The organism is Stenotrophomonas sp. PA-6-5C (assembly GCF_021605635.1).
Classification (GTDB): Bacteria; Pseudomonadota; Gammaproteobacteria; order Xanthomonadales; family Xanthomonadaceae; genus Stenotrophomonas; species Stenotrophomonas lactitubi.
The window spans coordinates 19,493-44,309 of the sequence record NZ_WKEE01000040.1 but is presented as its reverse complement, the minus strand read 5'-3'; the positions used below and the strand labels follow the sequence as shown (position 1 = coordinate 44,309).

At 67.1% G+C, this 24,817-nt stretch carries 26 protein-coding genes; 17 read left to right on the top strand and 9 right to left on the bottom strand.

Annotated elements, in window-relative coordinates:
• The first annotated feature begins 112 nt into the window (after nt 1-112).
• From GIW57_RS16600 to GIW57_RS16575, 6 genes are all read left to right on the top strand, one after another.
• Nucleotides 113-2,533, top strand: a complete 2,421-nt coding sequence (locus GIW57_RS16600) for a TonB-dependent receptor (RefSeq protein ID WP_236511978.1) — start codon at nt 113-115, stop codon at nt 2,531-2,533.
• Nucleotides 2,534-2,730: 197 nt separating this feature from the next.
• Nucleotides 2,731-3,369 (top strand): PepSY-associated TM helix domain-containing protein, encoded by a 639-nt coding sequence (locus tag GIW57_RS16595; RefSeq protein WP_236511976.1) that lies wholly within the window; start codon nt 2,731-2,733, stop codon nt 3,367-3,369.
• Nucleotides 3,370-3,410: 41 nt separating this feature from the next.
• Complete coding sequence (locus tag GIW57_RS16590; protein ID WP_032975835.1) at nt 3,411-3,929, top strand: DUF2271 domain-containing protein; 519 nt, start codon at nt 3,411-3,413, stop codon at nt 3,927-3,929.
• 116 nt (nt 3,930-4,045) lie between these two features.
• Nucleotides 4,046-4,849, top strand: coding sequence for a DUF4198 domain-containing protein (locus GIW57_RS16585; RefSeq protein ID WP_025873992.1), 804 nt, complete (start codon nt 4,046-4,048; stop codon nt 4,847-4,849).
• A 55-nt stretch (nt 4,850-4,904) separates the two neighbouring features.
• Entirely contained in the window at nt 4,905-5,876 is a 972-nt protein-coding gene (locus GIW57_RS16580) for an FAD:protein FMN transferase (protein WP_100463603.1), read from the top strand.
• On the top strand, nt 5,873-7,477 hold the full coding sequence (locus tag GIW57_RS16575) for a flavodoxin domain-containing protein (protein ID WP_236511975.1): 1,605 nt from the start codon (nt 5,873-5,875) through the stop codon (nt 7,475-7,477). The genes GIW57_RS16580 and GIW57_RS16575 overlap by 4 nt, the downstream gene beginning before the upstream one ends.
• 132 nt (nt 7,478-7,609) lie before the next feature.
• Here the strand turns inward: GIW57_RS16575 and GIW57_RS16570 are convergent, their stop codons facing one another.
• The 4 genes from GIW57_RS16570 to GIW57_RS16555 form a co-directional block, all read right to left on the bottom strand.
• Nucleotides 7,610-8,218, bottom strand: coding sequence for a HutD family protein (locus GIW57_RS16570; RefSeq protein WP_236511973.1), 609 nt, complete (start codon nt 8,216-8,218; stop codon nt 7,610-7,612).
• A 34-nt stretch (nt 8,219-8,252) separates the two neighbouring features.
• Nucleotides 8,253-8,981, bottom strand: coding sequence for a murein L,D-transpeptidase catalytic domain family protein (locus tag GIW57_RS16565; RefSeq protein WP_100463593.1), 729 nt, complete (start codon nt 8,979-8,981; stop codon nt 8,253-8,255).
• A gap of 17 nt (nt 8,982-8,998) precedes the next feature.
• Nucleotides 8,999-10,066: a L,D-transpeptidase gene (locus tag GIW57_RS16560; RefSeq protein ID WP_100463589.1), complete on the bottom strand. Its 1,068-nt coding sequence runs from the start codon at nt 10,064-10,066 to the stop codon at nt 8,999-9,001.
• A 336-nt stretch (nt 10,067-10,402) separates the two neighbouring features.
• Nucleotides 10,403-10,690, bottom strand: a complete 288-nt coding sequence (locus tag GIW57_RS16555; RefSeq protein ID WP_051562335.1) for a helix-hairpin-helix domain-containing protein — start codon at nt 10,688-10,690, stop codon at nt 10,403-10,405.
• 237 nt (nt 10,691-10,927) lie between these two features.
• On the opposite strand from GIW57_RS16555, the gene GIW57_RS16550 reads away from it, so the two are divergent.
• The 4 genes from GIW57_RS16550 to murU all read left to right on the top strand — a co-directional run bounded on the left by GIW57_RS16550 (nt 10,928) and on the right by murU (nt 14,573).
• On the top strand, nt 10,928-12,421 hold the full coding sequence (locus GIW57_RS16550) for a M20 family metallopeptidase (protein WP_236511971.1): 1,494 nt from the start codon (nt 10,928-10,930) through the stop codon (nt 12,419-12,421).
• Between the two features lie 70 nt (nt 12,422-12,491).
• Nucleotides 12,492-12,761 (top strand): GlsB/YeaQ/YmgE family stress response membrane protein, encoded by a 270-nt coding sequence (locus tag GIW57_RS16545; protein WP_089239335.1) that lies wholly within the window; start codon nt 12,492-12,494, stop codon nt 12,759-12,761.
• Nucleotides 12,762-12,825: 64 nt separating this feature from the next.
• On the top strand, nt 12,826-13,851 hold the full coding sequence (locus GIW57_RS16540; RefSeq protein ID WP_100463582.1) for a phosphotransferase: 1,026 nt from the start codon (nt 12,826-12,828) through the stop codon (nt 13,849-13,851).
• Nucleotides 13,852-13,862: 11 nt separating this feature from the next.
• Nucleotides 13,863-14,573, top strand: coding sequence for an N-acetylmuramate alpha-1-phosphate uridylyltransferase MurU (murU, locus tag GIW57_RS16535; RefSeq protein WP_236511969.1), 711 nt, complete (start codon nt 13,863-13,865; stop codon nt 14,571-14,573).
• A gap of 514 nt (nt 14,574-15,087) precedes the next feature.
• On the opposite strand, the gene hda is transcribed toward murU, so the two are convergent.
• From hda to GIW57_RS16520, 3 genes are read right to left on the bottom strand one after another with little or no spacing between them, the layout of a single operon-like run.
• Nucleotides 15,088-15,795 carry a DnaA regulatory inactivator Hda gene (gene hda, locus GIW57_RS16530; RefSeq protein WP_089241202.1) on the bottom strand — a complete coding sequence of 236 codons (708 nt, stop codon included), beginning with the start codon at nt 15,793-15,795 and terminating at the stop codon, nt 15,088-15,090.
• Nucleotides 15,795-16,967 (bottom strand): AI-2E family transporter, encoded by a 1,173-nt coding sequence (locus tag GIW57_RS16525; protein ID WP_100463574.1) that lies wholly within the window; start codon nt 16,965-16,967, stop codon nt 15,795-15,797. The genes hda and GIW57_RS16525 overlap by 1 nt, the downstream gene beginning before the upstream one ends.
• Nucleotides 16,964-18,097 carry a DUF2066 domain-containing protein gene (locus GIW57_RS16520; protein ID WP_236511968.1) on the bottom strand — a complete coding sequence of 378 codons (1,134 nt, stop codon included), beginning with the start codon at nt 18,095-18,097 and terminating at the stop codon, nt 16,964-16,966. Before GIW57_RS16520 ends, GIW57_RS16525 begins: the two co-directional genes overlap by 4 nt.
• Nucleotides 18,098-18,209: 112 nt before the next feature.
• On the opposite strand from GIW57_RS16520, the gene purM reads away from it, so the two are divergent.
• From purM to GIW57_RS16485, 7 genes are all read left to right on the top strand, one after another.
• Nucleotides 18,210-19,268 carry a phosphoribosylformylglycinamidine cyclo-ligase gene (gene purM / locus GIW57_RS16515; RefSeq protein ID WP_236511966.1) on the top strand — a complete coding sequence of 353 codons (1,059 nt, stop codon included), beginning with the start codon at nt 18,210-18,212 and terminating at the stop codon, nt 19,266-19,268.
• Between the two features lie 22 nt (nt 19,269-19,290).
• Entirely contained in the window at nt 19,291-19,788 is a 498-nt protein-coding gene (locus GIW57_RS16510) for a hypothetical protein (RefSeq protein WP_100463564.1), read from the top strand.
• On the top strand, nt 19,785-20,207 hold the full coding sequence (locus GIW57_RS16505) for a hypothetical protein (RefSeq protein ID WP_236511964.1): 423 nt from the start codon (nt 19,785-19,787) through the stop codon (nt 20,205-20,207). The genes GIW57_RS16510 and GIW57_RS16505 overlap by 4 nt, the downstream gene beginning before the upstream one ends.
• A gap of 43 nt (nt 20,208-20,250) precedes the next feature.
• Complete coding sequence (locus GIW57_RS16500) at nt 20,251-20,913, top strand: DUF2238 domain-containing protein (protein WP_100463558.1); 663 nt, start codon at nt 20,251-20,253, stop codon at nt 20,911-20,913.
• A complete protein-coding gene (gene purN / locus GIW57_RS16495) occupies nt 20,910-21,566 on the top strand; it encodes a phosphoribosylglycinamide formyltransferase (protein WP_100465692.1) in 657 nt (218 codons plus the stop codon). Before GIW57_RS16500 ends, purN begins: the two co-directional genes overlap by 4 nt.
• Nucleotides 21,567-21,633: 67 nt before the next feature.
• A complete protein-coding gene (locus GIW57_RS16490; RefSeq protein ID WP_100463555.1) occupies nt 21,634-22,431 on the top strand; it encodes a DUF3108 domain-containing protein in 798 nt (265 codons plus the stop codon).
• 2 nt (nt 22,432-22,433) lie between these two features.
• A complete protein-coding gene (locus tag GIW57_RS16485; RefSeq protein WP_100463551.1) occupies nt 22,434-23,117 on the top strand; it encodes a DUF3108 domain-containing protein in 684 nt (227 codons plus the stop codon).
• A gap of 95 nt (nt 23,118-23,212) precedes the next feature.
• Here GIW57_RS16485 and GIW57_RS16480 read toward each other — a convergent pair whose 3' ends face one another.
• Entirely contained in the window at nt 23,213-23,527 is a 315-nt protein-coding gene (locus GIW57_RS16480) for a hypothetical protein (protein ID WP_089239313.1), read from the bottom strand.
• The gene (murA, locus tag GIW57_RS16475) at nt 23,524-24,798 is read right to left on the bottom strand and encodes a UDP-N-acetylglucosamine 1-carboxyvinyltransferase (RefSeq protein WP_100463548.1); all 1,275 of its coding nucleotides are present in this window, start codon (nt 24,796-24,798) and stop codon (nt 23,524-23,526) included. The genes GIW57_RS16480 and murA overlap by 4 nt, the downstream gene beginning before the upstream one ends.
• Nucleotides 24,799-24,817: the final 19 nt, after the last annotated feature.

Here is a 24,817-nt window from a genome sequence, read left to right as displayed (position 1 = left end):
GGCTCGCCGCTGCCTGCTTCACCTCTGCCGCCCCTGACCGGGCCATCCCTGCCCTGCCGCGCGCGCTCCGCGCCCGGCATCGGGCTGTCCTGCATCCTTCGAGGTACCTGCCATGGCCCAGCGCCATCGTGTCCGTTCGTCCCTGTCCCGCCACCTGTTGACCAGCGCCGTGCTGGCCGCCGTCGCTGCCCCCGCCTTCGCCCATGGCGACGCGTCCGGCGCACCCCAGACCCTCGACAAGGTGGTGGTCACCGCCGCTGGCTTCGAGCAGAAGGTGGTCGATGCACCAGCCAGCATCAGCGTGGTCAGCCGCGAAGAGCTGAGCAAGCGCCCCTACACCAGCCTGGTCGACGCCCTGCGCGACGTCGAGGGCATCGACGTCGGCCTGGAAGCCACCGACAAGAACGGCCGCGCGACCATCTCCATGCGCGGCCTGCCGTCCGAATACACCCTGGTGCTGATCGACGGGCGTCGCCAGAGCAATGCCGGCCAGCTGTATCCGAACAACTTCGGCGGTGGCCAGTTCGCCTACCTGCCGCCGCTGGATGCGATCGAGCGCATCGAAGTGGTGCGTGGCCCGATGTCCACCCTGTACGGCTCGGATGCGATGGGCGGTGTCATCAACATCATCACCCGCCGCAACCAGGACAGCTGGCACGGCGCGGTCACCCAGGGCTTCACCGTGCAGCAGGACGATCAGTTCGGTGATGCGCGCAGCACCGACCTGTACCTGAGCGGCCCGCTGGTGAAGGATCGTCTGGGCTTGGCCGTGCGCGGCAGCTACTACGATGCCAAAGCCTCCAATCCCGAGTGGGATGCACTGACCCTGCCCGACGGCACGCTGTGGGAACGCAGCATCGGATTCGGTGGCGGCGGCAAATCGGTGGCCAACACCAACTGGAACACCGGCGTGCGCCTGAACTTCCACGTCAACGACGACCACGAGCTGTGGCTGGACTACGATGTCTCACGCCAGAAGTACGACAACAGCGAGGGCCAGACCGGCACGCTCGACAGCCTGGCCAGCCTGTGGCGCGTGGGCAACGCAGTGGTCCCGAACCCGAATGGCAACGGCACCGTCACCCGCCGCGTGGTGCAGCCGCGCGTGGGCTACACCGCCTACCAGCGCTATGAGCGCGACCAGCTGTCGCTGACCCATCAGGGCCGCTACAGCTTCGGCACCTGGCAGACCTCGCTGACCCACAGCAAGAGCAACAACCTCGGCCGCTCGCTGCCGTTGACCCTGGACGAGCGCGCCGGCCTGCAGACCCTGTGGAACGACGTCTGCCGCCGCACCGGTGCCGCCAACAACTGTGCCGCCGGCCGCAACAATGCGCTGGCTGCACTCAACGCCAGCGAACAGGCACGCCTGCAGGCCTTCCTGCCACGTCCGCTGCGCACCATGGAACTGGAAGGCTACGTGCTGGACACGATGCTCGACCTGGACTTCGGCGCGCACAAGCTCACCGTCGGCGGCCAGTACAACGACACCGATATGGTGGACGGCGTGTTCGGCATGGACGGTGCCGGCTACCGTAGCAACACCAAGCAGAAGCACCGCATGTGGGCGCTGTTCGCCGAGGACAACTGGTCGCTGACCGACACCCTGACCGCCACTTTCGGCCTGCGCTACGACGACCACAACATCTTCGGCAGCCACCTCAGCCCGCGCGGCTACCTGGTCTGGAATGCCACCGATGCGTGGACCTTCAAGGGCGGCGTCAGCACCGGCTACAAGACCCCGCGTCCGGACCAGCTGTTCCCCGGCATCACCGGCTTCGGTGGCCAGGGCGTGCTGCCGCTGGTGGGTTCGCCCAACCTGAAGCCGGAAACCAGCACCAACTACGAGCTGGCTGCGTACTACGAAGGCCAGCGCTGGGGCTTCAACGTCACCGGTTTCATCAACAAGTTCGAAGACAAGATCGCCAGCGGCGGCACGTTCCCCAACTGCGAGGTGGCACCTGCAGGCAGCGGCTACTGCGTGGACATCGGCCCGGGCTGGGCCTCGCTGGGCTACAGCACGTTCACCCAGAGCGTGAACATCGACAAGGCCGAAACGCGCGGCGCGGAACTGGCCGGCCACGTCGACCTGCTGGACAACCTGCAGCTGCGCGGCAACTACACCTGGACCAAAAGCGAGCAGACCGCCGGTTCCGGCAAGGGCCTGCCGATCACCGGCACCATGCCGGCCAAGCACATGGCCAACGCCAGCCTGAACTGGCAGCTCAACGATGCGATCAGCCTGTCGTTGATCGGCGAAGGCCGCTACGACCGCTACCGCGACACGATCCTCGATGCCGCCGGTGCCAGCCACACCCGTTACTACGAGGACTACACGATTTTCCACCTCGGTGGCAGCTGGAAGGCGACGCAGTGGCTGACGGTCAACGCGCGGGTCAACAACCTGTTCGACAAGAACTTCGTCTCGCAGTCGTGCCTGCTGACCAGCCCCAGCGAATACAACTGCGTGGACGACTACGCCACCAAGGACCAGCGCCGCAGCTACTGGATCTCGCTCAACGCGAAGTTCTGAGGCGGCGACCGGTAGTGCCGGCCGCTGGCCGGCACCGCCCTGCCCTGGTAGATGCCGACCTTGGTCGGCACTTGATCCACACATGGCGCGGATCTACCGGTCCGCACTACCCCTTCAGAGATACACAACGACATCTAATTGCGAGCAATTCTCAACAATGATGTAATGACCAGTATTCATCCGTCCCGAACCGTGCCGTGAGCCGTCCCGCATCCTCCACCGTGCAGCAGCAGCAGAGCCGCGGCTTCTGGCTGCGTACCCTGCACCAGTGGCACTGGATCAGCTCGGCGGTCTGCCTGATCGGCATGCTGCTGTTCGCGGTGACCGGGCTCACGCTGAACCACGCGGCGAAGATCGAGGCCAAACCACAGGTGCAGAACCAGCATCTGCTAGTGCCGGCCGACGTGCGCGGCCAGCTCGGCAGACGCGAGGACGGCAACGCGCCGATCCCGCGCCCGGCCCGGCAATGGCTGGATGAGCAGCTGGGCATTTCCATCGGCGGCCGACCCGCCGAATGGTCAGCCGAGGAAATCTACCTGTCGCTGCCACGCCCCGGCGGTGACGCCTGGCTGAGCATCGACCGCGAAACCGGCGCAGTCGAGTACGAATCGACCTCGCGCGGCGCGGTGTCCTACCTCAACGACCTGCACAAGGGCCGCAACGCCGGCCCTGCGTGGGGCTGGTTCCTGGACGTGTTCGCCGTGGCCTGCCTGGTGTTCTGCATCACCGGCCTGTTCCTGCTGCACCTGCATGCGCGGCAGCGACGCATGACCTGGCCGCTGGTCGGCCTGGGCCTGATGATCCCGCTGCTGATCGCCCTGCTGCTGATCCACTGAACTTCCACCGTGATTTCCATCCGTTTCTCCGGAGCCGCCCCATGCGCGTCACCCTGACCATCGCCCTCAGCGGCCTGCTGGCCACCTCGCCGGCCTACGCCACCACCCTCGACATCAACGTCGAAGTGCCCAAGCTCAACGTGGCCGAGTACCACCGGCCGTATGTGGCGGTGTGGCTGGAAGGCGCCGACCAGAAGGTCGCCGCCAACCTGTCGGTCTGGTACCAGCAGACCAGCAACAGCGAAGGCCATGGCACCAAGTGGCTGCCCGACCTGCGCCAGTGGTGGCGCAAGAGCGGCCGCACCCTGCAGGTGCCGGTGGACGGCGTGACCGGCCCGACCCGCCCTGCCGGAAAGCACGCGCTGTCGTTCAACGACAAGCAGCCTGCGCTGAAGCAGCTGGCCCCGGGCAACTACACCCTGGTGGTGGAAGCGGTGCGCGAAGTCGGCGGCCGCGAACTGCTGAAGATCCCCTTCACCTGGCCGGCCACCGCCGCACAGAACGGCCGCGCGCAGGGCGCCACCGAACTGGGCCAGGTCACCCTCGCCGTCAAGCCTTGATCAAGCGGGGTCGGATCCCTTCCGCAGGAAGGGCTCTGACCCCATCGCCATATCCTCGGGGTCAGAGCCCTTTCCTTTGGAAAGGGATCCGACCCCTTCCAACTGGAGTCTTCCGCATGAAGCGCACGCTCGTCCTCGCCGCCGCTCTGGCCGCTGCCCTTCCCTTCTCTGCCCTGGCCCACAAGGCCTGGCTGCTGCCCTCGCAGACCGTGATCGCCGGCAACGCGCCGTGGATCACCGTCGACGGTGCGGTCTCCAATGACCTGTTCTATTTCAACCACGTGCCGCTGCGCCTGGAATCGGTGGTGATCACCGCCCCGGACGGCAGCACCGTGCAGGCGCAGAACGCGGCCACCGGCAAGTACCGCAGCGTGTTCGACGTCGAGTTGAAGCAGCAGGGCACCTACCGCATCGCCTCGGTCAACGACGGCCTGTCGGCCACCTATGAACTGAATGGCGAGCGCAAGCGCTGGCGCGGCACCGCCGCCACCTTCGGCGAACTGCCCAAGGATGCGAAGAAGCTGGAAGTGAGCCAGTCGGTCGGCCGCGTGGAGACCTTCGTCACCAACGGCGCGCCGAACGACACCGCGCTGAAGCCGACCAACCGCGGCATCGAACTGGTGGCCGTCGGCCACCCGAACGACCTGTTCGCCGGCGAGGAAGCCACCTTCCGCGTACTGGTCGACGGCAAGCCGACTGCGGGGCTGGAGTTCGAGATCGTGCGCGGTGGCACCCGCTACCGCAACGCGCAGGACGAGCAGAAACTGACCAGCGACGCCAAGGGCGAGATCAAGGTGACCTGGCCGGAAGCCGGCATGTACTGGCTGGAAACCGGTACCGAGGACAAGAAGACGTCGGTCAAACAGGCCGCCAAGCGTCGCCTCAGCTACGTCGCCACGCTGGAAGTACTGCCGCAGTAAACGCATCGCTGCGATACCCGGCGCGCCCGGGTATCGCAGCCTGCCACGCATGCCCATGACCTCTACCGCACTCGACATCGCCCGGCTGGGCGGCACCACCATGGGCACCACCTGGAGCGTGTCGCTGGTGGCACCGCGCCAGCGCGACCTGCATCCGCTGCATGCGGGCATCCAGGCCCGCCTGGATGACGTGGTCGCACAGATGAGCACGTGGGAAGCGGGCTCGGACCTGAGCCGCTACAACCGCGCCGACGCGGGTCGCTACTGCGTGCTGCCGGCCGAAACGCGCCATGTACTGGCCTGCGCGCAGGCCATCGCCGCCGCCAGCGACGGCGCCTTCGATCCCACCATCGGCCCACTGGTGGCGCTGTGGGGATTTGGCGCGCATGCCGGTGCACGGCGTGCCCCCGATGCCACCACGTTGCAGGCAACCCGTGCACGCTGCGGCTGGCAGCGCCTGCACTGGCAGGACGATGCGCTGCTGCAACCCGGCGGCCTGGAGCTGGACCTCTCGGCGATCGCCAAGGGCTTCGGTGTCGACCACGTCGCCGCCTGGCTGCGCAGCCAAGGTGTCGATGCCGCACTGATTGAAGTCGGTGGCGAGCTGGCGGGCTACGGCCGCAAGCCCGACGGTCAGCCATGGCGCGTGCTGGTGGAGTCGGCGCCGGAAGAAGATGCCCACACCGATACGCCACCGCGTGTACTCGCGCTGGAAGGGAAGGCCGTGGCCACTTCCGGCGATCGCTGGCACCAGTATCAGGACGATGGCGTTGCCTACAGTCACAGCCTCGACCCACGCAGCGGCACGCCGGTGCGACAGGTCGCAGCCGCCGTCACCGTGGTCGCCGACGACGCGATGCACGCTGACGCCTGGGCCACCGCACTGACCGTGCTCGGTTGCGACGCGGGCATCGCGCTGGCAGAGCGCGAAGGGCTGGCCGCACGCTTCCTGGAGCGCGCCGCCGATGGCCCGCGCGAAACCCTCAGCAGTGCCTTCCAGCGACTGCTGGATGAGCAGGCCGCATGAGCACTCGTTTCTCGCGCGCAACCCTTGGCAACGTCGTGGTGCTGGTCCTGCTGGCAGTGATCGGCGGCGCCCTGTTGCGTCTGCACCTGGGCGAAGCCTGGTGGCAGGGTGCGCCGCCGTCGCGGCAGTGGGTCATCGCACTGGCCGCCACCGCGCTGTATTCGCTGGCGTGCGCCGTGGTGTGGTGGCGCAGCCGTCCACGCGATGACACGGCCGAAGGCAGCGACCAACCGATGCTGCTGGTCTGGTCCAGCCAGACCGGCTTCGCCCGCGAACTGGCCGAGCGCAGTGCGCAGGCCCTGCGCTCGGCCGGCGTGCCGGTGCGCCTGCGTGGTCTGCACGACGTGGATGCGCACCTGCTTGCGGACAGCGCGCGTGCACTGTTCATCGTCAGCACCACCGGCGAAGGCGATGCACCCGACCACGCCCTGCCCTTCCTGCGCCGGGTGATGACCACGCCGCCGCCCCTGGGCCACCTGCAGTACGGCGTGCTCGCGCTGGGTGATCGCAGCTACGGCCACTTCTGCGCGTTCGGCCACCAGCTGCACGACTGGCTGCGCCAGCACGGCGCGCATCCACTGTTCGATGCCATTGAAGTCGACAACGCCGATCCAGCCGCCCTGCGCCACTGGCAGCAGCTGCTCGGCCAGCTCGGCGGCGGCGCCAGCGAACTGCCCGATTGGACACCGGCCGAGTACCAGCCGTGGACGCTGCTGCAGCGCATCCATCTCAACCCCGGCAGCGTCGGTGGTCCTGTCTACTGGCTGCGCCTGCAGCCACCGACCGACAGCAGCACGCACTGGCAGGCGGGCGACATCGCCGAGGTCGGTCCGCAGCACGCCGAACAGAGCACGCGCGACTGGCTGCAGGCGCAGGGCTTCGATGCGGATACCGTGTTGGACGACGGCAACACGCTGCTCGCCCGCGTCGCCCGCTCGCATCTGCCGTCTTTGGTTGCTGCGGGCGACCTGCCTGGCTTGTTGGCGGCACTGCAGCCACTGCCGCATCGCGAGTACTCCATCGCCTCGGTGATGGACGACGGCGCGGTGGAGCTTCTGCTGCGCCGTCAGCTGCGTGCCGATGGCACACCGGGCGTCGGCAGTGGCTGGCTGTGCGACCACGCGGCCATCGGCGAACCGATGCAGATGCGCCTGCGCCGCAACGAGAATTTCCACGGTGTCGCCGTCGATGTTCCGCTGCTGCTGATCGGCAACGGTACCGGTATCGCTGGCCTGCGCGCACACCTGCACGAGCGCTCTCGCGTTGGCGGCGGTCGAACCTGGCTGTTGTTCGGCGAACGCTCGGCCGCGCATGATTTCCACTTCGGCGATGAGCTGCAGGCGATGCTCGCCAACGGCACGCTGACCCGCCTGGATACGGTATTCAGCCGTGATGGCGGCGCACACCGTTACGTGCAGGATCGCCTGCTGGCCGAAGCATCCACGCTGCGGCAATGGGTCGATGAAGGCGCGACGATCCTGGTCTGCGGCAGCCTGCAGGGCATGGCCCCGGCAGTGGATGCGGTGATCGAGCAGGTGCTCGGTACCGACGGCAAGGAAGCGCTGCTGCTGGCCGGTCGTTACCGGCGCGATGTGTATTGAGCGAACCATCGGGGTCGGATCCCTTTCCGCAGGAAAGGGCTCTGACCCCAACCGCAGCCGAGCATGGGCTCGGCTCTACACAACCGCATCCACGCCATGCGTGGATGATTGCCTCCGGGCGCCGACGATGGCTCAGCCGCTCGCGGCGCTCACCCGTATCGCAAGCAGCTCTCCACCACCCTGCAGCGCATGCCGCTGACGCTCACCGGCGGCCAACCATGCGGTATCGCCGCTCTGCATCGCAGGCAATCCACTGTCCGTGCCAAACGTGGCCTGCCCACCCAACAGGTGCAGGGCCCACGCCACACCCGGTTCGCAGAAGAAGAACATCGGGCCGACCAGTGGCCGATGCAGCAGTTCGGCCTGCAGCAGCTCGCGCTTCCACATCAGGTTGAAATCGTGGGTGGTGCCGTCGACCAGCTCGCCGTGCAGCGCGGCCTCGCCGGCAAAGCGCACGCGCCCATGCGGTGGCAGCACTTCGGCTACACGGCCGTCCTCGAAACGCAGGCGCACGCCATTGCCCTGCAGCAGTACCAGTTCGCGCTCGACGCCCGGGAATGCGGAAAACGCGGCGTCCTGTTCGATTTCGGCCACTGACAGGCGCAACGCCCAGTCATCACCCTGCGCCGGCAACCGCAGGATCTCGCGGGTCCAGCCGAGGCCGTTGCGCCAGCGTTCGCGGCGGTAATCCAGGCTGGAAATCACCTGGCTCGGGGTGCGCAGCAGGGAGTCGATGTTCATGCGCGCATTGCATCATGCCGCGCGCCACAACGCATCAACGCGTTGCAAGACCCGCGGCCGTACCGCAATCGCCACCCAGCAGCTGCGAGTGCTTGAGCCAGTCCTGGTCAGGGTAGTACGCGAACACCATCGTGCCGCCCCGCAGCGCGTCGATCAGCGGCTTGGCCACGGACAACCGCACCGCCGGACAGCCGAGACTGCGCCCCAACCGCCCCTGCAACTGTGCGGTGGAGGGGTTCACATACGGCGCACCGTGGATGACGATGGCGCGCTCGCGTGCGCGATCATTGAAGCCCGGCTCCAACCCTGCCAGGCGCAGCGAATAGCCGTTGCCACCCATGTAGGTTTCCTGCGCGGTGAACGCGCCGAGGCTGGACATGAAGCTGCCATCGCGGTTGGAGAAGTGCTCGGTGCGGTTCTCACCACTGTTGCGGCCGTGCGCCACCCATTCCTCGAACAACAGCCGCTGGCGGGCCAGGTCGAAGACCCACATCCGCGGCTCGGTGGACGGCCGCGAGTAGTCGATCACGCTCAGGCGCTCACCGCTGACACCCAGTTCCGGCCGCTGCAGCGCGCAGCGCATGGCGTGGGCGGCCAACTGCAGCACCCGGCGGTCGGCCTTGGGCGCGCTGCGTGCCAGCTGCGCAGCGAGATCGTCGGCGCTGATCGCTGTGGCGACGCGCGTCTGTGCCCCGACCGGGGCACTGGCAGTGGTCGCCAGCAGGCCAAGGGCAGCCAGCCGGCACAGGCGGAAAGCAGACATGGGCACGTGGGAAGGTCTCAGGATCCCTTGAGGGTGGACGCTGGCGGCTCCGATTCCAAGACCGGCTGCATACCCGATTCAGCCGCGCTTGGGCGCACCGCCGGCAGCGAGGTCACCAGCAGGGTCGTGCCCGGCACCAGCACCTGGTACAGCTGGCGGGCGAAATCGGCCGGCAACGCCATCGGCAGCGATGGGGTGGCCAGCAGGTCCGGCGTGGCCTGGGCGCGGTCCTGGCCCAGCAGCGGATAGGCCGTCCACTGGTGCAGGCGCTGCTGCGCATCAAGCGGGCTGGGCGTGTCGCTGTAGCCCTGGCCCATCACGAACAGGGTGGTGCCCTGGAACGCCGGCAGCGCATCGGCCTTCAACGGCGACTCACCGATCATCACGCCGTCGCGCAGCACGTACAGGCGCTGGTCGTGCAGGCTGACCAGGATGCCGACCTGACCGCTGGGGGCGGCCGCATCATCCCACCACGCCTTGTCCGGGGCGCCGGCCTCGCCTTCCGGCAGGGCCTGTCCGCGTGCATTCACCGGCGCCAGCACCGCCGGATAGGCCAGCGTCATCGGCGCGCTCTTGGCATCGGCCACGACCACCGTATCGCCGCGCTTGGTTTCGCTGAACAGTTTCTGCGCGAAGGCCTGCGGCAGGCGCACGCAGCCATGCGAGGCCGGGTGCCCGGGCAGGCTGCCGCCGTGCAGCGCGATGCCGTCCCAGGTCAGCCGCTGCATGTACGGCATGGGTGCGCTGTTGTAGAGGTTGGAACGGTGGTCCTTGTCCTTCTGCAGGATGGTGAACACACCGGTCGGCGTCTCATGGCCGGTCTTGCCCGAGCTGATCGTGGTCAGGCCGATGGCAATGCCGTTGCGGTACACATAGGCGCGCTGCTCATCCAGGCTCACCACCAGCACGATCGGCCCGGCCGGCGAAACTTCCGGATGCCACAGGTACTCGCCGGGCTTGAGGTCGGTCGGCCCGCGCACTTCGGACGTCGTCGCCGCGACCGGCTTGGAGGGTGCGGCCGCGTGCGCGGCGCAGGGCAGTGCCAGAGCAGCGGCGAGCATCAGGGTCAAACGGTGCAGGTGCATCCAGCAGGTTCCATTCCATGCGAAGGCCTCACCGTACACCATGGGCGCGTGGTGGCTGCGCCAAAAAAATTGCCCGGCGACACAGCCATGTGTCGTACCGGGCAATCGTCACGTCCCTGTCGGCCTGCTGCCACCCCCTCGCATCCTGCGAAGCGGGGGCGGCGTTGCATCCTGCACGCGGCCGCGTCTGTCCTGTTTGTATCTCAGCCCCTTCCACAGGTCTGTGATGCCACCATCCTGGTGATTGGTGTCGCCTCCCTGCGACGGTCGGTGGTTACGGGCATCCTGTCCGTAGCCAATGAACCTGCATCCTGCCGGTCCCGACGTTTCCTGTTGTCAGCGCCTGGGTACGGTTCGCACCGGTACCGATCCGGGTACCGGATCCGCGGGCAACATCGTGTTGCCAACGGTGATCCGCCGTCGATTCCGTTCGACGATCGATGTCCCTATCCCCTTCACCTGCGTCAGGTCCTCGACGCGGTGAAACGGGCCGTGTCTGCGCCGGTGCTCGACGATTGCCGCTGCCTTGGTGGCCCCGACCATCGTCAATCCCTGCTGCAGCGCTTGGGCATCGGCCCGATTGATGTCGATCGGCTCGGCAGCTTGCGCCCCCGCGATCCACATTCCCAGCACCAGCGCCCTCAACACGACAAACCAAGGCACGACGTGTATCTCCTTGTGGTTCTGACCGTCCCGACCGGCAATCCCGTCGGTCGAAACAGTGTCCGTCACCACATGCACACAGCGTATCGGGTTCACGGATTTCTAAAAGCCAGCCAAATACCCGACGTGATGTAGGGAAAACCCTACCCCTGGCCGAGGCGTAGAATGGGCGGATCAGCCATGCAACCGGAGTTTCAGATGGACAGCGCCAAGCTCGGCCAATTCGTCAATGACAAGTGGGACAGCGAAATCGTCCCGCAGTTGGTCGACTACATCCGCATCCCCAACAAGTCGCCGATGTTCGACGCCAATTGGGTGCAGAACGGCTACATGGAGCAGGCGGTCACCCTGATGGAAACCTGGGCCAAGGCGCAGGAACTGCCCGGCCTGAAGGTCGAGGTGGTGCGCCTGGAAGGTCGTACCCCGCTGATCCTGCTGGAAATTCCGGCGACCGGCGCCGAAACCGGCGACGACACCATCCTGCTCTACGGCCACCTGGACAAGCAGCCGGAGATGACCGGCTGGGACGACGACCTCGGCCCGTGGACCCCGGTCCTTCGCGGCGACAAGCTGTATGGCCGTGGTGGTGCCGATGACGGTTACGCCATCTTCGGCTCGCTGGCCGCGGTGCTGGCGCTGCAGGCCCAGGGCCTGCCGCACGCCCGCTGCGTGGTGCTGATCGAAGCCTGTGAAGAATCGGGCAGCTACGACCTGCCGGCCTACGTCGACCATCTGGCTGACCGCATCGGCAAGCCGTCGCTGGTGGTCTGCCTGGATTCGGGCTGCGCCAACTACGACCAGCTGTGGTGCACCACCTCGCTGCGCGGCCTGACCGGCGGCAACTTCTCGGTGAAGGTGCTCAACGAAGGCGTGCACTCCGGTGATGCCTCCGGCGTGGTGCCGTCCAGCTTCCGCCTGCTGCGCCAGCTGCTGTCGCGCATCGAGGACCAGGACACCGGCCGCATCCTGATCGAGGGCATGAACGTGGAGATTCCGGCCGAGCGCCTGGAACAGGCCAAGCGTGCCGCCGACGTGGTCGATACTGCGATCTTCGAGAAATTCCCGCTGGTCGACGGCCTCAAGCCGATGAACGACGACCTGACCGAACTGGTGCTCAACCGTACCTGGCGCCCTGCCCTGTCGGTGACCGGCATCGGTGGCATGCCGCCGCTGGAATCGGCCGGCAACGTGCTGCGCCCGCATACCGCAGTGAAGCTGTCGCTGCGCCTGCCGCCGACCGCCGATGGCAGGACCTGCGGCGAACTGCTGAAGGAAGCCCTGCTGCGCGATCCGCCGAACGGCGCGCTGGTCACCCTGGACCTGGAAAAGGCCTCCACCGGCTGGAACGCGCCGGCGATGGCACCGTGGCTGACCAAGGCCATCGACGATGCCAGCCAGACCTTCTTCGGCAAGCCGGCGATGTACATGGGCGAAGGCGGCTCGATCCCGTTCATGGGCATGCTCGGCGAGAAGTTCCCGGGCGCCCAGTTCATGATCACCGGCGTGCTCGGCCCGCACTCCAACGCCCACGGCCCGAACGAGTTCCTGCACATCCCGATGGGCAAGAAGGTCACCTCGTGCGTGTCCAAGGTGATCAGCGAGCACTACGCGGCAAGCCTGCGTGGCGAGACCAGCGGTTCGCCGGTGGCCGCCGACAGTGGCACCCGCAACGGCGACCACGGCTGCTGCTGATTGCGTCATGCCGTGACGGACGCAGCCTGGCCTTGCTAGGCTGCGTCCATCCTTTTAAGGCGCAGATCGCATGAACGGTTTGTTTGGCAGCACCAGCTGGCTCTACATCATCCTGGTCGGCTTCTTCGTCGGCCTGCTGGGACGCTTCTTCATGCCCGGCAACAACCGCATGGGCTGCCTGCTGACCATCGTGCTGGGCATCATCGGCGCGCTGCTGGCCGGCTGGTTCGGCCAGTACATGGGCTGGTACGCGCCCGGTGAACCGGCCGGCTTCCTCGGCGCGGTCGTGGGCGCGGTCGTCGTGCTGGCGATCCTGCGCCTGTTCAGCGGCCGCCGCTGAGCCGCCACCTCCTTTTTCATTCTGCCCCGACGTTGGCGCGCCCGGCGCGCCCGGATATGCCTGCATGACCGAACCCGCCTCTGATCCCCAGCGCAGCGCACAGCGCCTGCAGTGGGCCCGCACCCAGCTCGACGACGGCAACGCCGTGGTCGAACGCGCCTCGGTCGACGCCGGCATGCGCAGCTACTGGCGCACCACCAGCCAGCGTGGCAGCCACATCGTGATGGACGCCCCACCGGGGCTGGAAGACCCCACGCCGTGGCTGCGCATGCGCGGCCTGCTGCACGATCACGGTCTGCGCGTACCCGCGCTGCTTGCACAGGACCTCGACGCCGGCTTCCTGCTGCTGGAAGACCTGGGCGGCCCGACGCTGGCGAAGATCCTCGACGAACGCAATGCCGACGCGTGGTTCAGCCGCTCCATCGAGCAGCTGCTGCGCCTGCAGGCCATCCCGGTGCCGGCCGATTTCGGTCAGTTCGGCGAAGCGCTGCTGCAGCGTGACGCCGGCCTGTTCGATGAGTGGTTCCTGCAACGTCATCTTGGCCTTGAACTGGACTGCGGCGAGATCGAAGGCCTGCAGCTGGTCCACCGTCGACTGATGGACAACGCGCTGGGCCAGGCGCAACTGATGACCCACCGCGACTACATGCCGCGCAACCTGATGCCGGTGGACGGCGGCCCGGCCGTGCTGGATTTCCAGGACCTGGTGCGTGGACCGATCGCCTACGACGCGGTGAGTCTGTTCAAGGATGCCTTCCTGAGCTGGCCGCTGCAGCGCGTGGACGACTGGCTGGCGCAGTATCACCAGCGCGCGCGTGACGCCGGCCTGCCGGTACCCGACCGTGCCACCTTCCTGCGCGATGCCGACTGGATGGGCATCCAGCGCCACGTGAAGATCCTCGGCCTGTTCTGCCGCCTGCGCTACCGCGATAACAAGGGCCATTACCTGGACGACGCGCCGCGCTTCATCGCTTACCTGGATGAAGTGCTGCCACGCTACCGCGAACTGGCGCCGTTGCAGCAGCTGCTGGAAATGCGGATCAAACCGGCACTGGCCGAATTGGGCGCGCCGATGCGCGTGCTGCGCTGAAGGTCGCGTCGATGAAGGCACTGATTTTCGCCGCCGGGCTGGGCGAGCGCATGCGTCCACTGACCCTGCACACGCCCAAGCCGCTGCTGGCAGTGGCCGGCAAACCACTGATCGTGTGGCACCTGGAGCGGTTGGCTGCGCTGGGCATCCGCGACGTGGTGATCAACACCGCATGGCTCGCCGAGCAGTTCCCGGCCACATTGGGCGATGGCAGCCAATGGGGCCTGCACCTGCATTTCATGCACGAAGGCGATACCCCGCTGGAAACCGGTGGCGGCATTCTCAACGCGTTGCCGGCGCTGGGGGAAGACCCGTTCCTGGTGGTAAACGGGGATATCTGGACCGATTTCGATTTCGCCACGCTGCCGCGTGAACCGGCCGGCGAAGCGCATCTGGTGCTGGTCGACAACCCCGCGCAGCACCCCAACGGTGACTACCGGCTGGACGCGCACGGCGTGCTGCACCACGACCGCGAAGGTCCATGCCTGACCTATGCGGGCATCGGCGTCTATCGTCCGTCGATCGTGGCCGATTGGCGCGCGGTGATCGGCGAGGCACCTGGCAGCGAGCGCGTGCCACCGAAGTTTTCGGTGGTGCCGTTGCAGAAGCATTTCATGGCGCAGGGGCGGATGACGGGGCAGCACCATTGCGGTCGCTGGACCGATGTCGGCACTGTTGCTCGCCTGCGTGCGCTGGACGTTGAGTTGGCGGCGAACGGCTGAGCCCCTCGTGGTTGGACGTCTTCAGAGCAGAAGCCTTGCTTGGCCGGGCGGGATGGGTTCGCGGGGGACGCCGTGAACCCATCCATGGGGGCTTGGCCGCGGCATCCATGCCGCGGACATCCCCGCGAACCCATCCCGCCCGGCCTTTGACAGTTTCCGTGTGCGTCCAGCCACGGAAAAAGAAAGAAAAGCAGAAGCGGGTCGCTTCGCTCACGAAGCGAAAAGCGCATCCACGCATGGCGTGGATCTACGTGTCGACCAAGGTCGACACCCACCAACAGCAGTGCAGAACGCCGTCCCGACAGATCGCGAGAACCTGTCGAAGGCGGGGTGGCTCAGGTTGCGGGGGCGTGAGCGCCATGGATGGCGCGACCGAGGCTACATGGACGTACTTGCGCCGTCCCCCGCAACCTGAGCCACCCCGCCATCCCGCGGATAGCGAGCTTTTGCTGTTGACGTTGACGTTGCCCTGGCTTCGGCGGGTGCAGGGCGCAGCCCTGCCGGACAACACCCCTCAGTAACGAGGACGGCCTTCTTCCAGTACCTGGCGCAGGAACGGCACGGTGATCCGCCGCTTCGCCGCCAGCGATTCGCGATCCAGCCAATCCAGCAGCGTGATCAGCCCACCCAGCTCGCGGCCGGTGTGCGACAGCAGCCACTCGATGGCGGCCTCGTCGATCGCCAGCCCACGGCGCAGCGCGCGCTCGCGCAGCACCGCTGCGCGGCCTTCCTCGTCCAGCGGCTGCAGCAGCACGCGCACGCATTGACCCAGGCGCGACCGCAGATCCGGCAACACCAGGCCCAGTTCGCCGGGCGACTTCTGTGCCGTGTACAGCACCGTCACGTCGGCAGCGCGCGCGCGATTGTGGAAATCAAACAGCGCGATTTCGTCCTCGCGGTTGCCCGCCACCGCATCCAATCCATCCAGCGCCACCAGCTCGCGCTGCTCCAGTCCTTCCAGGGCCACCCGCACCCGGCCAACCACACTGGCCAGCGGCACGTAGGTCGGCAGGCGCCCGGCCTGCTCGGCGCTGGAACACATCGCCAGCGCCTGATGGGTCTTGCCGGTGCCGGCCGCGCCTTCCAGGTAGATCCAATCGTGGCTGGCCCCTACCGCGATGGCACGCAGCTGCGCCAGCGCGCCGTCCGGCGCACCGATGAAGCTCTCCAGGCGCTGGTCCCGCGGGTAATGCAGGGCCAGCGGAAGTTGCGGCACACCAATCACTTCAGTTCCGGACCCTTGTCATTGCCAGGCACGATGATATGGGGCTGGTCGATCACGCCATCAAGCACGATCGCGGGCTTCTCGCCGGCATACAGCTCACTCTGCCGGTAGCGCTGGTGCGCATAGCGCAACAGGACATTGGTCACCGCCGCCACCGGCAGCGCCAGCAGCATGCCCAGGAAGCCGAACAGCTGGCCGCCGGCCATCACCGCGAAGATCACCGCCACCGGGTGCAGGCCGATCTTGTCGCCGACAATGCGCGGAGTCAGCACGTAGCTCTCCAGCAGCTGGCCGACGGTGAACACCACGCCCACCAGGATCAGCAGCTTCAGGTCGAACCCCTGCGCCTGCACCAGCGCGGCCACGATCGCCATCAGGATGCCGGTGGTCGCGCCCAGGTAGGGAATGAAGCTGATCAGGCCGGCGATCAGGCCGATCAACAGGCCCAGCTTGAGCCCGACCAGCGACAGGCCACCGGCGTAGATCACGCCCAATGCCAGCATCACCAGGAACTGCCCGCGGATGAACGCACCGAGCACTTCATTGGATTCGCGCGCCAACGCGGTGATCGTGCCGATCTGGTTGCGCGGAATCACCGATGCCACGCGCTCGACCAGCTTGTCCCAGTCACGCAGGAAGTAGAACGCCAGAATCGGCAGCAGCAACAGGTTGACCACCCAGGTGACCACCGTGAAGCCCGAGCGCGATACGTAGCCCATGAAGGTCGTTGCGAACCCGCCGGCCTGCTGCCAATGGCTGCGCACCCACTCGATCAGGCGGTCCGGGTCCATCCACTGCATCACTTCCAGCCCGGTCTTCTGCTCGAACCAGGGAATGCCCTTCTCCATCAACCAGGCCTGCGCCTGTGGCGCCGCGGCGATCAGCGTGGTGATCTGGCGCTCGATCATCGGCACCAGCACCAGCAACAGCGCGACGATCACCAGCACCATGGCCATGAACACCAGCACCACGCCGGTCATGCGCGAGCGACCGGTGGCCTCGATGCGGTCCACCAGCGGATCGCCCAGCCAGGCCAGCGCCAGCGCCAGCACGAACGGGGTCAGGATCGGTGCCAGCAGCCAGACGATCCAGCCGATCAGGCCCGCCAGCAGGATGTACTTCAGCCGACGCAGGAACTGCGCGATTTCCGCTTCCGGGGACAGGATCATCGCAGGCGGTACTCGTTGCTGACCGGCGCCGGTGCCGGTGCCGGTGCACCGGTCGTATCGTCGATCGGCGTCGGCAAGGCCGGCAGTGTCGCCGACGGCACCAGCACGCCGTTGTCGCCGAGCATGCGGTTGAAGCCGGCCAGGCCGGTGGTCATTTCCAGATTCAGCTCCAGATGGTCGGCGGCCGCGCGCAGCGGGGTGACGTTGCGCACCACCGCCACTTCACGGAGGCCGGCGGCCAGGCGCAGGTAGTCGTCCGCGCTGTTGATGCCGGTCACCACCACGCGGTAGGTGCCCGCCTGGCCGGTGGCCGCACCGGCCTTGGCATAGCGCTTGACCAGCGCGTCGGCAGCGCCATCGGCACCGGCAGCCATCGCGCGCATGGCGTTGGCGTCCTTGCTGGTCCACTTGTTCAGTTCACGGCCGTTGTCGACGAACACCCAGTCCGCCTGCCAGCCGCCATTGGCGCGGTAGAGCTTGCCGATCAGCTGCATCGGCGGCGAGTAGCGCGACGAGGCCCGGGCGACAGCGGCGCTGTCCTGGCGCCAGATGGCACCGGCCAGGGCCTGCTCGGCGGCGCCACCACTGGGCAGGCCGAGCTTGTAGCCGCGCTCGATGGCCCGGCTCAGCAGCGGCCGCGCGGCATTGGCCTGCTGCACGCTGACCAGACGCGGACCGCTGCCGTCATCGACGGCCAGCCACAGCACCGGCTTCGGTCGTGGCTGCGGCCACAGCGGCAGGCCCAGCGCCGACACCAGCCCGTCCACGTCATCCTCGCGGAAGCGCGCGACCAGCAGGGTACGGAAGCTCGGCGCACCGCTGGCGCCCACGCTCTGGTCCTGCTTGTAGTCGTAGCTGGCCACATAGTCCTTGGCATTGCGCAACGCCTGCGCCACGCCGGGGCGCGACATGACGCTGCGATCGCCGGACAATTTGCCCAGTACAACGCTCAACGCGCGGGCAAGTGCACCGTTGCGGTCAGCCTCGGCTTGGCTGTTGACGGGCACTTCGGCCTCGTACGCACCACTGGCAGTGGCAACATCCCCCTCGGTTCGCATGCCGCTCTGGGCCATCGTGGCCACCGGCAGGCACAGCGCAAGGAGCAGGGTCAAAAACAGGCTGCGGCGCATCAGGACATCCATTGGCTCGACGTATCCGGGGGGAATTGTTGCCCGAATACGGCCTTTGCGCCAATGCGGCCTGTTAAAATCGGCGATTCAACCCCTGCCAGCGCCGACGCCCGTGACCAACAGCCCGTCTTCCGCCCCTTCCCCCCTCACCTACCGTGACGCGGGTGTCGACATCGACGCCGGCAACGAGCTGGTCGAGCGGATCAAGCCCCTGGTCAAGCGCAGCTTCCGTCCGGAGGTGATGGGCGGCCTGGGTGGCTTCGGCGCCCTGTTCGACCTGTCCAACAAGTACCGCGAACCGGTGCTGGTGTCGGGTACCGACGGCGTCGGCACCAAGCTGAAGCTGGCCCACCAGCTGAACCGCCACGACACGATCGGCATCGACCTGGTCGCCATGTGCGTGAACGACGTGTTGGTGCAGGGCGCCGAGCCGCTGTTCTTCCTGGACTACTTCGCCACCGGCAAGCTGGACATCGACACTGCTGCGGCAGTCGTGGGCGGCATCGCCAATGGCTGCACCGAGGCCGGCTGCGCGCTGATCGGCGGAGAAACCGCCGAAATGCCCGACATGTACGCGCCGGGTGAGTACGACCTGGCCGGCTTCACCGTCGCGGCCGTCGAAAAGAGCGAACTGAAGGACGGCGCCCATGTCGCCGAAGGCGACGTGCTGATCGGCATCGCCTCGTCCGGCCCGCACTCCAACGGCTACTCGCTGGTCCGTCGCATCTACGACCGCGCCGGCCGCCCGGCCGAGCTGGAACTGGAAGGCGGGGTCAAGCTGGTCGATGCGCTGATGGCCCCCACCCGCCTGTACGTCAAGCCGATCCTGTCGCTGCTGAAGTCGCATGGCGATGCCATCCACGGCATGGCCCACATCACCGGTGGCGGCCTGACCGAGAACATCATCCGCGTGGTGCCCGAAGGCCTCGGCCTGGACATCCAGGCCTCGTCGTGGCCCCTGCCGCCGGTGTTCCAGTGGCTGCAGAAGGAAGGCGCGGTGGCCGACAGCGAAATGTGGCGCACCTTCAACTGCGGCATCGGCTTCGTGCTGATCGTCGCTCCGGACCAGCTGGAGGCCGTGTCCGCTGCGGTCAAGGCGCAGGGCCTGGACCACTGGACGATCGGCCAGGTGGTCACCGCCCAGGGCGGCGAGCGCGTCCACATCGCCTGATCCACTGGACAAAGGAACCCGCATGGACGCACCCCCTCCCTTGTCGACGCCGCCGGCTCCGCCGGTGCTGCCGCCGAACCCGGCCGTGCCGGTGTTCGGTCAGCAGGACGCCACCCAGCTGCGCCAGCTGGCGATCGGCCACTACGTGGTCGCTGGCCTGATGGCGGTGTTCTCGATGATCTTCATCCTGCACATCGTGCTGGGCATCGCCATGCTGTCCGGCTCGCTGCCGATGAAGTCCGGCGGTGAACCGTCTTCGCCGGAAGAACAGCAGTTCGTTGGCTGGCTGTTCACCGTGATGGGCGTCTGCATCGTGCTTGGTGGGCTGACCCTGGCCGGTTTTGTCGCCTATGCCGGCCGCTGCCTGTCGCAGCAGCGCCGCTACCTGTTGTGCATGATCGTGGCCGGGCTGTCCTGCCTGTTCACCCCCATCGGCACCATCCTCGGCGTGTTCACCCTGGTCGTGCTGCTGCGCCCGCAGGTGAAGGCTGCCTTCGCTGGCCAGGCGGGTGTGGCATGAACGATGGACTGAACCCACCGCCGCTGCCCAGGCAGACCCTGGCCGACCTGCAGACCGCCAGCCACCTGCACAACCTGAAGATTCTGTTCTACGCACTGGCAGGCTTCCATTGGCTGGCAGCGCTGGTGTTCCTCGGTTTTGTCGGCATCGTCGCCTTCGAACGCGGCATGGATGACGGCGCCGTGCTGGCGACGGCGTATGGCGCGGTGTCGCTGCTGGCCATCGGGCTGGGCTTCCTGCAGCTGCGCACCGCGCGGCTGCTTGGCCAGCGCAGCAACCTGCCCTGGTGTCGTGGCGCGGCTTGGGCGGCAGTGCTTGCCGGCCCGCTGGGCATGGCGCTGACTGCCTATGCGGTGTATTTCCTGCGCAAACCGGAGATCGCTGCACTGTTCGACCGCGGCGACCACGTCAGCGTCTGAGCTGGCAGGCGCATGTTCCGTCCCTTCTGCTGATCGCTCCGACATGTCCACGCCCGCTGTTCCTACGCTCGCCAGCAACCGCGCCACCCACTCACTGTCAGGACCGAAGAAGGTCGCCCTGGCCGCGGTGTTGTGCATATTCGCGGCAACCTGGATCCATCCGCTGTGGCCGCTCGAGCAGACCCTGCACAGCTCGCTGACCGTGATCGGCCTGCTCGCCCTGTGGTGGGTGAACCGGCGCTGGCAGCTGGACAATGGTGCGTTCATCGCCATCTGCGGCTTCATCGCCATCCACTGTGTGGCCGCGCGCTGGCTGTATTCCAACGTGCCCTATGACGCCTGGCTGCAGTCGCTGCTCGGATGGTCGCCGGATGCAGCCTTTGGCTGGCAGCGCAACCACTTCGATCGCCTGATCCACTTCCTCTATGGCGTCTGCTTCACCCCGGCGTTGCTGCAGCTGGCGCGACAGTCGTGGCCTGCGCTGCGCATCGGCCAGGCATTCACCCTGGCGGTGATGGCAGTGATGTGTTCCAGCCTGGTGTATGAGTGGCTGGAATGGGGCATCGCCCTTGCCCTGTCGCCGGAAGCGGCCGAGGCCTACAACGGCCAGCAGGGCGACATGTGGGACGCGCACGCGGACATGCTGCTGGCGACCGTTGGCAGCCTGTTGCTGTGGCCGCTGGTGCGCCGGAGCGCGGTGCGATGAGCATCTGCCGAATCGCCGTGCTGGCATCCGGCCGCGGCAGCAACCTGCAGGCCATTGTTGACGCCATCGCTGCAGGGCGACTGCAGGCCGAGGTTGTCGGCGTGTTCTCCGACCGCCCCGATGCGACCGCACTGGAGCGGGTGGCAGCGGATCGACGCTGGGCGCATGCGCCGAAGGAATTCAGCGAGCGCGCCGCCTACGAGCGGGCGCTGGGTGATGCGCTGGCTGCATCCGCCCCGGACTGGATCGTCTGTGCCGGCTACATGCGCATCCTCGGCGCCGATTTCGTGCAGCGCTTCAATGGCCGCCTGGTCAACATCCATCCCTCGCTGCTGCCGCTGCACAAGGGCCTGCACACCCATGCACGGGCGCTGGAGGCCGGTGACGTCGAGCACGGCGCCAGCGTCCACCTGGTGGTGCCGGAACTGGATGCCGGCGCGGTGCTGGCGCAGGCGCGGGTTCCGGTGCTTGCCGGCGATGATGCGCAGACCCTGGCCGAACGCGTGCTTGCGGTGGAGCATCCGCTGCTGATCGCGACCCTGGAACTGCTCTGTGCAGGCCGCCTGGCTGAACGGGAAGGCCAGCCGACATTCGACGGTCACCCCCTGTTTAGCCCCTTGGCTCTAGATTCCGCCGGGAACCTGAACCGGTAACGCCCGTGCACACGCCCCGCTGACTGCGGGGCTGGCATTCTGCCCCCTCCTGCGGTTCCTGTCGGCCATGAAGACCACGTCCCTGCTGCGTACAACCCTGCTGCTGCCGCTTGCCGTCCTTGCCTGTGCGGGCTGGGGCCAGGCAACAGCGCCTGCTGCGCCGGCACCTGCCGAGGTGGCGCCGCCGGTGCTGCCTGCACTGGCCTGGGAGCCGCCGCCGCTGCAGCCGTTCAGCGCGACCTACCAGGCGTTCTACAGGAGCAAGGAAGCAGGCGATGCGACCATGCAGGTCACCCACACCGGTGGCAACCAGTGGCGGGTGGACATGCAGGTGGTGGGCCGCCGCGGCTTTGCCAGCGTGCTCGGCCTGAACATCGAGCAGAGCACGGTGTTCGAGGAGCGCAACGGTGTCTATGCGCCACTCAGCCAGAGCACGGTGCGCAAGGGCCTGTTCCTCGGCAAGAAGGCCGTCGGCACCTACAACTGGCAGGCCGGCACCGCGCAGTGGAGTGGCGACGTGGAAAAGAAGCGCGCACAGCCGATTCCGCTGCAGGCCGGCGACCAGAGCGCCCTGCTGATCAACCTGGCGATCATGCGCGATGCCCGCCCTGGCGCGGCCATGCACTATCGCTACGTCGACATGGGCAAGGTGCGCCAGCACGATTACCAGGCCGCGCCGCAGACCGAGAACGTCGAGGTCGGCGACCTGTCCTACAACGCGCTGCGGGTCTATCGGACCAACGGCGGCAACAACGAAACCATTCTCTGGATCGCCAACGGTGTCCCCACCCCGGTGCGCATCCTGCAACGCGAAGACGGCGAAGATCGCGTCGATCTGCGCCTGATCGAATACCAAGGAGTCTGAGCATGAACACCCTGACCCGCCCCCTGACCTGGATCGCCGCTGCCGCACTGTCGGTGGCCAGTCTGCCGGCCATGGCCCTGCAGCCGTTCAAGGCCGACTACCTGGCCAGCTACATGGGCATGCAGGCCAACGGCAGCATGACCCTGGCCAGCGAAGGCAGCAACAAGTGGCGCTACAGCCTGCAGGTGAAGAACCAGCTGGCCGACCTGAGCCAGAGCACGGTGTTCGAGGAAGTGCGCGGGCAGCTGCGCCCGCTCAGCAGCCAGGACCGCTCGGCGTTGCTGGTGAAGAAGCGCAATGTGCAGGCCAACTACAACTGGACCAGCAACCAGGCCACCTGGACCGGCGACATCAAGCCGGACCGCGCCGGTCCGATCGCCTTGAAGGCCGGCGACATGGACGCACTGCTGATCAACCTGGCCATTGCACGTGACCTGGCTGCCGGCAAGCCGCTGACCTATCGCATGGTCGACGAAGGCCGCATCAAGAACATGACTTACCGCGTGGTGGGCAAGGAGTCGGTCACCGTGGGCGGCAAGAGCTACGAGGCCACCAAGGTCTCGCGCGTCGACGGCAACAAGGAGCTGATCGCCTGGATCGTGCCGGAGTTCCCGGTGCCGGCGCGCATGCTGCAGCGTGAAAGCGGTCGCGATGCGCTGGACCTGACCATCAAGGCGATGAACTGACCGACGATCCGCGCCATCCACGCATGGCCCAGTAGATCCACGCCATGCGTGGATGGATGTCCCAGAAAAAACGCCCGCTTTCGCGGGCGTTTTTTTTATTTCTTCGGTTCTTCCGCCGGCGCGAACTCGGTGCGGCAGTCCACCCGGATCTGCTCGCCCGTCGATCGGCGCACGAACGTACGGCAATGGCGGTTGCCGTCCTGGCTGTCGTTCACCGCTACCGCGTAGAACGACTGGATGATCTCGTCACGGGTCACCGTGCCGTCGCCATTCCAGTCCATGTCTTTCTGCTCGATGCCCTTGGTGATGGCGATGTTGGCGTACCAGGCGTAGCCCAGCCACGCCAGCACGATCAGCACCAGCACCAGCAGCGCCTTGCGGCGACGGCTGAATTTGCCGCGCAGGATCATGCGGCCACGCGCCGGATGGTAGCGCCGAGCGAAGACAGCTTCTCTTCGATGTTCTCGTAGCCGCGATCAAGGTGGTAGATGCGATCGATGGTGGTATCGCCATCGGCCATCAGGCCGGCCAGGATCAGCGATGCCGATGCGCGCAGGTCGGTCGCCATCACCGGCGCACCGCTCAGGCGTTCGTGACCGCGCACGATCGCCGTGTGGCCTTCCACCTGCACGTCCGCGCCGAGGCGCAGCAGTTCGTTGACGTGCATGAAACGGTTCTCGAAGATCGTTTCGTTGATCACGCCCACGCCGTCGGCCACGCAGTTGAGCGCCATGAACTGCGCCTGCATGTCGGTCGGGAACGCCGGATACGGCGCGGTGGTCAGGTTGACCGCCCTCGGCCGCTTGCCGTGCATGTCCAGGGTGATGCTGTCTTCGGTGGTCTCGATGGTCGCGCCGGCTTCCACCAGCTTGGCCAGCACGGCGTCCATGGTGTTCGGACGCGCGCGGTTGACGGTCACCTTGCCACCGGTCATCGCTGCGGCCACCAGGAAGGTGCCGGTTTCGATGCGGTCGGGCAGCACTTCATGGCGGCCACCGGACAGGCGCTCGACGCCTTCGATGACCAGGCGGGCGGTGCCCAGGCCTTCGATCTTAGCGCCCAGCGCGATCAGGCAGTGCGCCAGGTCGGTGACTTCCGGTTCCATCGCCGCGTTGTCGAGGATGGTGGTGCCTTCGGCCAGTACGGCAGCCATCAGCACGTTCTCGGTACCGGTCACGCTGACCATGTCGAAGGTGAAGTGGCCCCCCTTCAGGCGCTTGGCGGTTGCCTTGATGAAGCCGTTCTCGACCACGATGTCGGCACCCAGCGCCTGCAGGCCCTTGATGTGCTGGTCGACCGGACGCGAGCCGATCGCGCAGCCACCGGGCAGCGACACTTCGGCCGCGCCGAAGCGGGCCAGCAGCGGGCCCAGAACCAGGATCGAGGCGCGCATGGTCCTGACCAGCTCATACGGCGCCACATGCTGGTTGACCGAGCGCGGGTCGACCACGATCGCGCTGCCGCGCGACAGCGTGCCCTGGTCGATGGTCACTTTCGCGCCCAGTTCGCCCAGCAGCTTCACCGTGGTCACCACGTCATGCAGATGCGGCACGTTGGTGATCTCCACCGGCGCGTCGGCCAGCAGGGTCGCGCACAGGATGGGGAGGACGGCGTTCTTGGCGCCGGAGATGCTTACTTCACCGTGCAGCGCAGCGCCGCCGGTCACAACGATCTTGGCCATGTATTGGGGATCTTCTGCG

Excerpts from the sequence above, each read along its gene's own strand:
- GIW57_RS16600 (WP_236511978.1), top strand. The coding sequence starts at position 113 with ATGGCCCAGCGCCATCGTGTCCGTTCGTCCCTGTCCCGCCACCTGTTG.
- GIW57_RS16590 (WP_032975835.1), top strand. The coding sequence starts at position 3,411 with ATGCGCGTCACCCTGACCATCGCCCTCAGCGGCCTGCTGGCCACCTCG.
- GIW57_RS16585 (WP_025873992.1), top strand. The coding sequence starts at position 4,046 with ATGAAGCGCACGCTCGTCCTCGCCGCCGCTCTGGCCGCTGCCCTTCCC.
- GIW57_RS16580 (WP_100463603.1), top strand. The coding sequence starts at position 4,905 with ATGACCTCTACCGCACTCGACATCGCCCGGCTGGGCGGCACCACCATG.
- GIW57_RS16575 (WP_236511975.1), top strand. The coding sequence starts at position 5,873 with ATGAGCACTCGTTTCTCGCGCGCAACCCTTGGCAACGTCGTGGTGCTG.
- GIW57_RS16570 (WP_236511973.1), bottom strand. The coding sequence starts at position 8,218 with ATGAACATCGACTCCCTGCTGCGCACCCCGAGCCAGGTGATTTCCAGC.
- GIW57_RS16565 (WP_100463593.1), bottom strand. The coding sequence starts at position 8,981 with ATGTCTGCTTTCCGCCTGTGCCGGCTGGCTGCCCTTGGCCTGCTGGCG.
- GIW57_RS16560 (WP_100463589.1), bottom strand. The coding sequence starts at position 10,066 with ATGCACCTGCACCGTTTGACCCTGATGCTCGCCGCTGCTCTGGCACTG.
- GIW57_RS16555 (WP_051562335.1), bottom strand. The coding sequence starts at position 10,690 with ATGTGGATCGCGGGGGCGCAAGCTGCCGAGCCGATCGACATCAATCGG.
- GIW57_RS16550 (WP_236511971.1), top strand. The coding sequence starts at position 10,928 with ATGGACAGCGCCAAGCTCGGCCAATTCGTCAATGACAAGTGGGACAGC.
- GIW57_RS16545 (WP_089239335.1), top strand. The coding sequence starts at position 12,492 with ATGAACGGTTTGTTTGGCAGCACCAGCTGGCTCTACATCATCCTGGTC.
- GIW57_RS16540 (WP_100463582.1), top strand. The coding sequence starts at position 12,826 with ATGACCGAACCCGCCTCTGATCCCCAGCGCAGCGCACAGCGCCTGCAG.
- murU (WP_236511969.1), top strand. The coding sequence starts at position 13,863 with ATGAAGGCACTGATTTTCGCCGCCGGGCTGGGCGAGCGCATGCGTCCA.
- GIW57_RS16525 (WP_100463574.1), bottom strand. The coding sequence starts at position 16,967 with ATGATCCTGTCCCCGGAAGCGGAAATCGCGCAGTTCCTGCGTCGGCTG.
- GIW57_RS16520 (WP_236511968.1), bottom strand. The coding sequence starts at position 18,097 with ATGCGCCGCAGCCTGTTTTTGACCCTGCTCCTTGCGCTGTGCCTGCCG.
- GIW57_RS16510 (WP_100463564.1), top strand. The coding sequence starts at position 19,291 with ATGGACGCACCCCCTCCCTTGTCGACGCCGCCGGCTCCGCCGGTGCTG.
- GIW57_RS16505 (WP_236511964.1), top strand. The coding sequence starts at position 19,785 with ATGAACGATGGACTGAACCCACCGCCGCTGCCCAGGCAGACCCTGGCC.
- GIW57_RS16500 (WP_100463558.1), top strand. The coding sequence starts at position 20,251 with ATGTCCACGCCCGCTGTTCCTACGCTCGCCAGCAACCGCGCCACCCAC.
- purN (WP_100465692.1), top strand. The coding sequence starts at position 20,910 with ATGAGCATCTGCCGAATCGCCGTGCTGGCATCCGGCCGCGGCAGCAAC.
- GIW57_RS16490 (WP_100463555.1), top strand. The coding sequence starts at position 21,634 with ATGAAGACCACGTCCCTGCTGCGTACAACCCTGCTGCTGCCGCTTGCC.
- GIW57_RS16485 (WP_100463551.1), top strand. The coding sequence starts at position 22,434 with ATGAACACCCTGACCCGCCCCCTGACCTGGATCGCCGCTGCCGCACTG.
- GIW57_RS16480 (WP_089239313.1), bottom strand. The coding sequence starts at position 23,527 with ATGATCCTGCGCGGCAAATTCAGCCGTCGCCGCAAGGCGCTGCTGGTG.
- murA (WP_100463548.1), bottom strand. The coding sequence starts at position 24,798 with ATGGCCAAGATCGTTGTGACCGGCGGCGCTGCGCTGCACGGTGAAGTA.